The organism is uncultured Corynebacterium sp. (assembly GCF_937999985.1).
Lineage (GTDB): Bacteria > Actinomycetota > Actinomycetes > Mycobacteriales > Mycobacteriaceae > Corynebacterium.
Genome location: NZ_CALLDG010000037.1, coordinates 1 through 10,774, shown reverse-complemented (window position 1 = coordinate 10,774; position 10,774 = coordinate 1). Strand labels below are relative to the sequence as shown.

At 62.7% G+C, this 10,774-nt stretch carries 9 protein-coding genes and 1 pseudogene; 5 read left to right on the top strand and 5 right to left on the bottom strand.

The annotated features are described in order from the left end of the window. A pseudogene (locus tag Q0331_RS01660) lies at positions 1–476 on the bottom strand (type VII secretion protein EccC); the annotation flags it as partial. Positions 477–621: 145 nt separating this feature from the next. Between Q0331_RS01660 and Q0331_RS01655 the strand changes: the two are divergent. Next, positions 622–2,100 (top strand): EsaB/YukD family protein, encoded by a 1,479-nt coding sequence (locus Q0331_RS01655; protein ID WP_298074305.1) that lies wholly within the window; start codon positions 622–624, stop codon positions 2,098–2,100. A gap of 140 nt (positions 2,101–2,240) precedes the next feature. Here Q0331_RS01655 and Q0331_RS01650 read toward each other — a convergent pair whose 3' ends face one another. Then, positions 2,241–3,170, bottom strand: coding sequence for a MaoC family dehydratase (locus Q0331_RS01650; protein ID WP_298074303.1), 930 nt, complete (start codon positions 3,168–3,170; stop codon positions 2,241–2,243). Positions 3,171–3,214: 44 nt separating this feature from the next. Beyond that, positions 3,215–4,561 carry a 3-oxoacyl-ACP reductase gene (locus tag Q0331_RS01645; RefSeq protein ID WP_005295764.1) on the bottom strand — a complete coding sequence of 449 codons (1,347 nt, stop codon included), beginning with the start codon at positions 4,559–4,561 and terminating at the stop codon, positions 3,215–3,217. A 200-nt stretch (positions 4,562–4,761) separates the two neighbouring features. Here Q0331_RS01645 and Q0331_RS01640 point away from each other — a divergent pair, with 200 nt between their 5' ends. Then, complete coding sequence (locus Q0331_RS01640) at positions 4,762–6,078, top strand: acetyl-CoA C-acetyltransferase (RefSeq protein WP_298074301.1); 1,317 nt, start codon at positions 4,762–4,764, stop codon at positions 6,076–6,078. A gap of 52 nt (positions 6,079–6,130) precedes the next feature. Here the strand turns inward: Q0331_RS01640 and Q0331_RS01635 are convergent, their stop codons facing one another. Continuing rightward, positions 6,131–7,384: a DUF4185 domain-containing protein gene (locus Q0331_RS01635; protein ID WP_298074299.1), complete on the bottom strand. Its 1,254-nt coding sequence runs from the start codon at positions 7,382–7,384 to the stop codon at positions 6,131–6,133. Positions 7,385–7,445: 61 nt separating this feature from the next. On the opposite strand from Q0331_RS01635, the gene Q0331_RS01630 reads away from it, so the two are divergent. Together Q0331_RS01630 and coaE are read left to right on the top strand one after the other, a co-directional pair. Further along, positions 7,446–7,793, top strand: a complete 348-nt coding sequence (locus Q0331_RS01630) for a hypothetical protein (RefSeq protein WP_298074297.1) — start codon at positions 7,446–7,448, stop codon at positions 7,791–7,793. 16 nt (positions 7,794–7,809) lie between these two features. Further along, a complete protein-coding gene (coaE, locus tag Q0331_RS01625) occupies positions 7,810–8,394 on the top strand; it encodes a dephospho-CoA kinase (protein WP_298074295.1) in 585 nt (194 codons plus the stop codon). A gap of 4 nt (positions 8,395–8,398) precedes the next feature. Here coaE and Q0331_RS01620 read toward each other — a convergent pair whose 3' ends face one another. Continuing rightward, entirely contained in the window at positions 8,399–9,343 is a 945-nt protein-coding gene (locus tag Q0331_RS01620; RefSeq protein ID WP_298074293.1) for a YdcF family protein, read from the bottom strand. Between the two features lie 85 nt (positions 9,344–9,428). On the opposite strand from Q0331_RS01620, the gene Q0331_RS01615 reads away from it, so the two are divergent. Beyond that, the coding region (locus Q0331_RS01615) for a DEAD/DEAH box helicase family protein (protein ID WP_298074291.1) at positions 9,429–10,774 on the top strand (1,346 nt) is incomplete at its 3' end.

Here is a 10,774-nt window from a genome sequence, read left to right as displayed (position 1 = left end):
CCGATGCGGGTGACCAACACATCTTCGTCACTACGGCGCCGCTCCCACAGGCGGAAGGGGTTTCGAATGGCATCCTGCAGCGCGCTTGGCTCGGGGCTGCGCATTGCCGCGACCTTTTGTTGCTCAGTTGCCTTGTCTTTTGCCTTCGCCTCCATTTCCTTTAGGTGCTCCAAGAAACGAACGCGGGCTGTTTCGGCCTCCTTGCGCTTGCCCGTGCGCGAACGCGCGAACATCACCAGCGCGCTGACAATCACCATCACGAACATCACCGAGCCGATGGCCATGCGGATAGGGTTGCCGGACGACATCATCATGAGCACCATGCCCATGCCACCAATAACTGGTAGTAGGAACGTCACCGCATTCGCCGCCGCGCCATTGGAACGGATCGTTGGAATCTGGGCCAACTCCAACGGCCCTTGTGGCACTATCGCTCGATTCGCGCGAGCCGGACGGTGAATAATCTTGGTGGACATTACTTCAGCAAAAACTCTCTACGCACGTATCGGGGATCAACAGGACAATCGGCCGCTAGGCGCATTACAAGGGCACCCAGCCACGTGCCACACGACAATCCATGTAATCATTACTACTATGTCTGCGATGTTTGTGAGATTAAGTGTGTTTTGGCAAGACCATCAACTGGATGTCAGCCTCCCAGCACACAGGCCCGTCATCGACTACCTCGATGACGTGGTGGAACTGTTCCGTGGACGAGTAGCAGATTCCGAATTTACCGCAGACGTGGAAGCCACCGCGCACCTGTGGGTGCTGTCCTCCCCAGAAACGGGGATTATCAACGCTGAGCGCACTCTCGAAGACTATGAGGTGCTGGACGGGCACAAGCTTTACCTGTCACAGCGAGCTGAAGCCGCCCACGCACCATTTGTCGATGACATCATGGCCGAAATGCGCAGCACCATTGGAGCCTCCCAGTTTGCGTGGTCTGGAACCACCCGCACAGATGGACTGCTGGCAACCATGTTGGCCACTATTACGTTGGTTGGCCTCGTCGCACTCAAGGGTGTGTGGGGTAGCAGCCTCGCAGGGCTTGGTTTCGGGCATGGCTCGTCCGCCGGCGGACACGTTGTGGAGGCGTGGAATTCAGGTCGAATCACAAGCGTCGTGACCGCTACCGTCCTGACCCTCCTGGCAATCGGGATTGCCCTGTGGAAGCCCCGTCCGTGGGCACAGAAGTTGGCGTGGGCCCTGCCTATCTTTGGGTTCATAGTCTCTGCAGCCGTGTTGCGCCCCGTGGACAGTGCGCCAGGACTAGCCTGGACAATTAGCATCACTGCGCTCTGCGCAGCCATCGCAGCTTGGATCGCGCTGAGGAGGCAAGCGACAGCTACAGCGGTTGCAGCCGGGATCGTCGCCGTTGCTGCGGCGGTCTTCGGCCTGGCAACCTTCCTTGGTGCAAGTCCTTTTGCGCTGGCCGCGTGGACAGCTTGGCTGCCCATCGCGATGCTACTGACCACGTCGACTCTTGCCATCAGTAGCACCGGGCTTGCCGCGATGCTTCGTCGCAGTGACGCAGGTGAATCCATTAGCCGCGAATCCATCCGCGCTGCCGCCCTGCGCACTGAAGCAATTAGTCGTGGTATTAGCTGGGCCGCAACAATCATGGGCGCCCTCATTGTTCTTGTTCTCAACTCAAGCAGCTACTGGCAACAGGGGCTCATTGCAGCCCTTTTGGCGGTCATCTTGATCCTGCGTACGAATGGTTTTTCGGATGCTCGCATCATTAGCCCTCTGCTCATCGCCGGAATCATTGGCCTGGCCACGAGCGCCGGCAGCTTCGTGCATTGGTTCTTAGGTGACGGATCGCAGACTGGCAAGGACTCCGCTGATCAGTTTGGAGTAAATGCGTGGATCTTCAACAGCGCTACTGATAGCTGGCAGCCATGGGCTGCTGCCGCCCTGGTCATCGTCATCTCGCTGATAGTTCTAGCCTTTATCGCAAGCCGTCAGCCGGACGAACTGGCCGAGGCCCGCATGGCCAAAGTCATCACATTCATTGACGTGGTGGCGTCCCTTGCATTCATCCCAATTGTCCTCATCGGGCAAGGTGTGCTGACCTACTACTGGGCGGTCAGTTAGGCGTCGGTCTACTAGGACCCTGGCGATAGATAAAAGAAAGCTCGTGGCGCGAGGAACGCACCACGAGCTTTCTCACCGGCAGGTGATCAGCCAGTTCTGCCCGCCAAACCGACGTTGGCTAGATGTTGGCTCGATGCTGGCTAGATTCTTTCGACCTTGCCCACAGCGTGCAGGGTCTTTAGCTTAGAAGCCTTGCGCAGCTGCAGATCCCACTCGCTGGGGCGCGGGTAGGCCTTGTCGCCCGCAGCCTCGGCGAAGAATGCCACGGTGGTCGGCAGCGTAACGGGCTTGGCGAACTCCACGCTGAAACGTGCAGCGGAAGGCAGCAAGCCCTCCAGGCCACGCAGCATCGTGGCAGCGGACCACATGCCGTGCGCAATGACGGCCGGGAAGCCGAATGCCTTCGCGCCAACGCCGGAGACGTGGATCGGGTTCTTATCACCCGAAGCCTGCGCGTACTCCTGGATGTCCGCCGGGGTGACGCGGAACTTTGCGGACGGGGTCGCGTCGTACTCATCGAACTCAACCGGCTCCAGAATGCGGCCGTCGGTCGGCTGCTTGTCCTTGTAAGGCGAGGAGCTGGAAAGCTTCGCACCCTTAGACAGGAAGCCACTGGTCTGCTTCCACACGTCCTCGCCATCCACGGAGACGACGGTAACGACATCCAGCAGCACACCCTTGGTGTGCGGACGCAGGTTCTCCGCGTGCACGCGGATGTCCAGCACATCGTCCACGGTCAGGTCGCGGGTCTGCTCGATGCGGTTGGTCAGGTGCACCAGGCCCACGGCATTGACGGGGGAGTCCTTGGCCGTCAGGATCTTCATGACGATCGGGAAGCTCAGCACGTACGGGTACGTGATCGGCAGCTCGTTGCGCAGCCGCAGGCCCGTTGCCGCGTTGTAGGCAGCCAGCTCCGGCACCTTGATCTTGACGCCCTCAACCTTGAACGCAGTCGTCGGATTGTCCTTGGCACTACGGGGGCTACCCACGCCCGGAACAACATCCTTGACGGCGTTGCGGTACTCGTCCATCAGCACTGGGATGGAATCCAGCTTCTTGTAGTCAACCACTGGTCGTGGCTCCTTTCTCTACAGTTCGCTTGACGGGGTTCGTCTTAGGCGCCCAGCATTGCCTGGCCACACACGCGGACAACGTTGCCGGTGACAGCCTGGGAAGCCGGAGCTGCGAAGTAGGCGATGGTCTCGGCGACGTCCACGGTCTCGCCACCCTGCTGCAGGGAGGAAAGCAGACGGCCACCAACGCGGGTGCCGAACGGGATGGCGGCGGTCATCTGGGTCTCGATGAAGCCCGGAGCCACAGCGTTGACGGTGATGCCACGGTCAGCCAGCTTCTCGGAGAAGGAATCCACGAAGCCGATCACGCCAGCCTTGGTAGCGCCGTAGTTGGTCTGGCCACGGTTACCGGCGATACCGGCGATGGAAGCCACGCCGATGACACGGCCGTTGTCAGCCAGGCCGCCGTTATCCAGCAGCTTCTCGGTGATGCGCACCGGTGCCGCCAGGTTGACGGCGATGACGGAATCCCAACGACCCTCGTCCATGTTGGCCAGCAGCTTATCGCGGGTAATGCCGGCGTTGTGGACGATGATGTCGATCGGGCCGCCGTGGCGAGCCTCCGCGTGCTCCTTCAGCTTCTCCGCAGCGTCGGCAGCGGTGACGTCCAGCGGCAGGGCAGTGCCGCCAACCTTGTTGGCGGTCTCTGCCAGGCCCTCGCCAGCCTGCGGAACGTCCACGCAGATGACCTTCGCACCGTCGCGAGCCAGCACCTCTGCGATGGTGGCGCCGATGCCGCGGGCAGCGCCGGTGACCACGGCGATCTTGCCCTCGGAAGGCTTGTCCCAGTTGGCCGGGGCGGTCGCGGACTGGGCGTCAACACGAATAACCTGAGCGTCCACGAAGGCCGACTTGGCAGATAGGACGAAGCGCAGGGTGGACTCCAGGCCAGCGAGGTCGGCGGAAGCGTCCGGGGCGGTGTACACCAGCTGGACGGTGGCGCCGCGCAGCAGCTCCTTACCGACGGAGCGGGTGAAGCCCTCCAGGGCACGCTGAGCGATGCGCTCGTCAGCGTTGTCGATCAGCTCCGGGGTGGTGCCGATGACCAGCAGGCGGGCGCAGGGCTGCAGCTGGCGCATGACCGGGTGGAAGAAGTCATACAGCTGGCGGAGGTCTTCCGGCTTGGTGATGCCGGTGGCGTCAAAAACCAGACCGGCGTACTTGTTATCGCCAGCGGAAGTAGAGACCTTGTAGTCGTCGGCGAGCAGCTCCTCGATGCGGCCGACCAGGCGACCGGAACCGCCCAGCAGAACACGGCCGTCCAGCGCGGGCTCGCCCTCCTTGTAACGACGCAGCTTCGTCGGTACCGGCAGGCCAGCCTGCTTGGAGATCTTCTTGCCGAGGTCCGAGTTGATGAACTTCAGGTATGCATCCTGGTTTTCAGGCACTAGCTTAAACTCCTCATGTCTATAAATTCGCCACAGTGGGTGGCAATTCGGCGCGAAATATACAAGTCTTGTTGGCGATACGCACACGCGCGTTGCCGAGACAATGTATGTTCTCATGTATAACCATACGGTGTGATCGAGCACACCGTGTAGGAAAACGTTCTTTCAATTCACATTCTTCGATGGAGTGACACAAAAATATGACTAACGGAGCACCCCGCAAGGTCGCCATCCTGGGCGGCAACCGCATCCCGTTCGCCCGTTCCAACAAGGAGTACGCGAACGCGTCTAACCAAGACATGCTGACCGCCGCCATCGATGGCCTGGTCGCACGCTACGGCCTGCAGGGCGAGGAGCTGGGCCAGGTCGTCGCCGGCGCCGTGCTGAAGCACTCCCGCGACTTCAACCTGACCCGCGAGATCGTTCTCGGCTCCGCACTGTCCTCCACCACCCCGGCCTTCGACCTGCAGATGGCCTGCGGCACCGGCCTAGCTGCCTTGGTGCAGGTTGCAGACGCAATCGCCCTGGGTCGCATCGAGTCCGGCATCGGCGGCGGCGTGGACACCACCTCCGACGCGCCGCTGGCCGTCAACGATCAGCTGCGCAAGACCCTGATCAAACTGAACAACGCGAAGACCACCACCGACCGCCTGAAGCTGGTCGGCCAGATCCGCCCCTCCCAGCTGGCCCCGGAGCAGCCGAACAACGGTGAGCCCCGCACCGGGCTTTCCATGGGCGACCACGCGGCCATCACCGCCCGCGAGTTCGGCCTGACCCGCGAGGAACAGGACCAGCTGGCAGCCGAGTCCCACCAGAAGCTGGCCAAGGCATACGACGAGGGCTTCTTCGAGGACCTCATCACCCCGTACCTGGGCGTGCAGCGCGATACCAACCTGCGCCCGGACTCCAACGTGGAGAAGCTGGCCAAGCTGAAGCCGGTCTTCGGCAAGAAGGATGCCGAGCAGCACGGCACCAAGGCCACCATGACCGCCGGTAACTCCACCCCGCTGACCGACGGTGCTTCCGCAGTCCTGATCTCCTCCGAGGAGTGGGCCGCAGAGCACAACATCCCGGTCAAGGCATACCTGGTGGACTCCGAGGTTGCTTCCGTGGACTTCATCAACGGCCGCGACGGCATGACCCCGGACGGCCTGCTGATGTCCCCGACCTACGCGGTTGCTCGCCTGCTGAAGCGCAACAACCTTTCCCTGCAGGACTTCGACTTCTACGAGATCCACGAGGCCTTCGCCTCCCAGACCTGCGCCACCCTGAAGGCTTGGGAGTCCGACGAGTACTGCCGCGAGCGCCTGGGCCTGGATGGCGCCCTGGGTGCCATCGACCGCGCAAAGCTGAACGTTAAGGGCTCCTCCCTGGCAGCCGGCCACCCGTTCGCCGCTACCGGCGGCCGCATCATCGCCACCGCTGCGAAGGTGCTGGAGGAAAACGGCGGCGGTCGCACCCTGGTTTCCATCTGTGCAGCAGGTGGTCAGGGCATCGTCGCCATCATCGAGCGCTAAAGCGCCGCTAGCTGCTAGCGGATAGCAGCCAGCGGCCGCGAGCCGCCGGTTGCTAGAACACCTTCGACAGATCGGTCTTGTACACCACCGCGTTGTAGCTGTGCCACGAGGTGGCCACCCAGTACAAGTTCCCATCGGTCTGGTGTGGGTACATATACCCGCCGTAGATATCCGGCACCTGGGCCCTGGAGATCAGCGTTTTTGCGCTGCTCCAGGGCCCTTCTGGGCTATCGGCCTGGCGCAGCACCATTCCTTGAGTGGATTCGTAGAGTGCCAACCACTTGCCAAGGTGCTCGTTGTACTGCACGGATAGCTCGGAGACTCGCCCGTCGAGCACCGGCTGTGCAGCGTCCATGCGGGAGGACCAGCCACTGCCGTCCCAGTATTCCGCAGAGCTGAAGTCGGGGAATTCTGCCTCGTTGATGCGTGCCAAGCGCGCCTGACCGGAGCGCCCCGACGGGGTGCCGTAGACGTACACGTAGCCGTCGTCGCCTGCAGCGCTTTCCGGTGCCTTGGCGAAGGCGGTCATCTGGAAGTAGTCGTTGCCACGGCTGTGTGCTGGCAAGTCAGGCAGGCGGTTGTCCTTAGAAGCCACCGAGCTTGTGCGGTAAGAGCCCGGCACCACAGAGAAAGTCTTCCCGCCATCTGTGGATTTCGCCGTCGCGGCGTAGTTCGTACGCCACTGTCCCGGGCGCCCCCAGTCGCGCACGGACATGAAGTCCACGTACTGTGCCCCGTTTACCTCGATGCCTGCGGTCGGGATGATGGTCTTTTCCACACCGTCGATTTTTAGAGATTCAGGCAGGAACTCCTCGGAGTCCGCCCCCGTGGCAGGGCCACCCATGTGGATGCCGTTGGAGGGATCCATATCGTCGGTCTCGTATAGAGCATTGGAGTGCCAGCCGTTGTTTCCGGCACCGCAGCGGAAGGAATCACCGAACGCTGCCAGTACGCGCCCATCGCCGGAATCCCACATGATGCCTAAGTCCGTGGAGCTCAAGCCCGTCTTGTCGGTGCGGTCGGGGCTGAAGCGGCCGGTGAGCATGTGCATCGCCTCAGTATTGCCGGTGACCTTCGGCATGCCCTCGGGCTTGCCGGTGAGCCACTGTGGTTGGCCAAGACTGCCAGCCAGTGACCCGGTGCTGCTGGCGGCCAACCCATCGCTGGTGGTAGGAGCGTAGGTCCAGCATGGATCCGCCGCGGCGTGACCCGTAGACAGGGCGGTCACGGCGGTGGCGGTGGCCAGGATCGAACCGGCGGTCAGGGTAGCGGCGAGGGAGCGGCGGGTGGCGGGAATCTTATGCATGCAAGTTATATTTGCATACAGTGTCCTGCGGCGCCCGTCGAGCTCCGCTATATTTTCGGCTATGGCTAATTCCTCTCGCATTGCTTCCATCGCCGTCGCTGCTGTTCTTACTCTGTCCAGCGCTGCGGGTATCGCTGGCGCCGCGGACGCTGATTCCGCATCCGAAACCCTCCAGCCTCTGCCGACTGTCGAGACCCCCGCGTCGGGCAGCCTGGGTGGCTCGTCTTATGTTCCGAAGGCCTGCCAGAAGCTGGACCAGCAAATCGAAGAGGTCCGTAAGCAGTGGGACGAAGCAGTCGCCGAACAGGATATCTACAAGGCCAATGGCCTCCGCATGGAGTTCGGCAACCTTGCCGCCAGCTACTACCAGTGCCGCCTGGCCGGAAACACTCTGGTCGGCTCGCTCTAGGCGCTAGCATGGCCTCATGATCACAATTGGGCTGACTGGTGGAATCGGATCGGGCAAGTCAACCGTCTCTTCGCGGTTGGCGGAGCTCGGTGCTTTTATTGTTGACGCCGACCTGGTGGCGCGCGAGATCGTCGAACCGGGACAACCAGCTTTGGCCGAGCTGGCGGATGCCTTTGACGGGGTGCTGAACCCCGACGGCACTCTTAACCGGGCGGAGCTGGCCCGGCAGGCCTTTGCCACGCCGGAGGCGACGGAGAAGCTGAACGCGATCACCCACCCGCGCATTCGTGCCCGCACCGAAGAGCTGTTTAAGCAGGGGAGGGAGTCCGGCGCGCAGGTGCTTGTCTACGACATGCCGCTGCTTATCGAAAACGGTGAGGTTGACAAGGTCGATCACGTGTTGGTGGTGGACGCTCCCGACGAGCTGCGCATCGACCGGCTAGTGCAACACCGGGGTTTGGATGAGGATGACGCGCGCCGCCGCATTGCCGCCCAGATCGACCGCGCGACCCGCCTCAATGCGGCGGACACCGTTCTGGATAACTCCGGGACCGTGGAACAGCTACTCGAGCAGGTCGACGGCTTCTGGGCCGGGCTCTAAGGCCTTACCAGAAACGCGGAATGCCGGCACCGAAGATCGGCGGCAGGCCATCGGCCACAATCGTCTCCGGGAAGATGAACAGCCCCACCGCGTCGCGGTAGCGGGAGGTGCGCTCCTTGGCCAGGTTGCGCTGCTGCACCGGATCGGACTTGGAGGCCAGGCCGTAGACGGTGGTGCGCGGGCCGAAGGCAATGCGGTAGTCGCTCACGCCACGGTGCAGGTGGCTATCAGTCGTGGCAATCACCAGCTCACGCGGCAGTGGCTTGCCATGGGAGGCTTTCTTGGCCTGCGCGTTCATCTTTCCGAAGACCTTCGCGCTGTGCCACGCATTGCTGATGGTGGACCAGGAGTTGCCCTCCACGTGGATACGCTGCGGGGAAATCCCGTGACGAACCAGCCACCTCTTCATCGACTCGGCCTCCACGTGACCGTGCTCGGTCTTGCCGCCAGAGGTGATGATCGGGCTCGCCGGGTGCTGCAACGCATAATCGCGGGCAACCTCCAGGCGGCGCTGCAGGTTGGGGTGCACAGAACCATCCGGGTTCAAGCCATTGCCCAGCACCACCACGGTTGCACGCGGACTGGTGGCCTTCCCCGGCGCCTGTACGGGAGCCTCCAAGACCTTCAGAATGTGGCTCACCTCAGTGCGTCGGGCGGGGGAGAGTCGATCCAGTGCGGGGCGGGGATCCTGGTTCAGATACTGGGCGGCGATGGCGGCCGCGGAGTAGGCGTCATCAACAGTACGAGCAGCACGCGCACCGCTGGGGCCGACCGGCAACAGCTCGCCAGGAATAACGACGGTGTTGGGGCCGATCGGCGCCGAACCGGCAACGATTGGTGGGACGGCGGGCGCAGCCGGCGCTGGCGCGGCAACGGCAGAAGGAGTGAGCAACAGTGAAAGAGCGATGACAGGGGCGATAGCGGCACGACCGCGGGAGAAGATCTTCATGTGATTAACCTTAGAACGGCCACAGTAAAAGTGCTGGGTGACAGCACGGCAGGTGGTGTCCAGTGCGGTAAGTAGACTGGTGCGCATGGCCTTTGCAGCAGAACGTCCCGAATTGTCGTACTCCGAGTTCCGTCCCGTGGGGGAGGTCGAACGCTCGAATGCGAAGTTCGAAGTCATCAGCGACTACAAGCCCGCCGGCGATCAGCCGAAGGCGATCGATGAGCTGCACCAGCGCCTTAACCGCGGCGAACGCGACGTCGTGCTGATGGGCGCCACTGGTACCGGTAAGTCCGCGACGGCCGCCTGGCTCATCGAAAAGGAGCAGCGGCCCACCCTCGTGATGGCGCCGAATAAGACGCTGGCCGCCCAGCTGGCCAACGAGCTGCGCAGCCTGCTGCCGAACAACGCGGTGGAGTACTTCGTCTCCTACTACGACTACTACCAACCAGAGGCGTATATCGCGCAGACGGATACGTACATCGAGAAAGACTCGTCCATCAACGAAGACGTGGAGCGCCTGCGCCACTCCGCGACCTCCGCGCTGTTGTCGCGCCGGGACGTGGTGGTTGTGTCCTCGGTCTCCTGCATCTACGGCCTCGGCACCCCGCAGTCTTACCTGGACCGCTCTGTGGTGTTGAAGGTGGACGAGGAGGTCGAGCGCGATCGGTTCCTGCGCCTGCTGGTGGATATCCAATACTCCCGCAACGACGTTGCCTTTACCCGCGGTACCTTCCGCGTAAAAGGCGACACGGTGGACATCATTCCGGCCTACGAGGAGTTGGCGGTGCGCGTGGAGTTCTTCGGTGACGACATCGACGCGCTGTACTACATCCACCCGCTGACCGGCGACGTGATTCGCCAGGTCGACGAGCTGCGCATCTTCCCAGCCACCCACTATGTTGCCGGCCCGGAGCGCATGGAAAAGGCGATGCAGGCCATCAAGGAGGAGCTTGCGCAGCGCCTGGAGGAGCTGGAAAACCGCGGCAAGCTGCTGGAGGCCCAGCGCCTGCGCATGCGCACCGAATACGACCTGGAGATGATCCAGCAGGTGGGCTTCACCAGCGGCATCGAGAACTACTCCCGCCACATCGACGGCCGCGCCGCCGGTTCCGCGCCCGCCACCCTGATCGATTACTTCCCCGAGGACTTCCTGACCATCATCGACGAGTCCCACGTAACCGTCCCGCAGATCGGCGGAATGTTCGAAGGCGACATGTCCCGCAAACGCAACCTGGTGGAGCACGGCTTCCGCCTGCCGAGCGCGCTGGATAACCGGCCGTTGACGTGGGAGGAATTCGACGACCGCAAGGGCCAGTGCGTCTACATGTCCGCCACCCCCGGCGATTACGAGATCGCCGCCGCCCAGGGCGAGTACGTCGAGCAGGTCATTCGCCCGACCGGCCTGGTGGACCCGAAGGTGGAGGTGCGCCC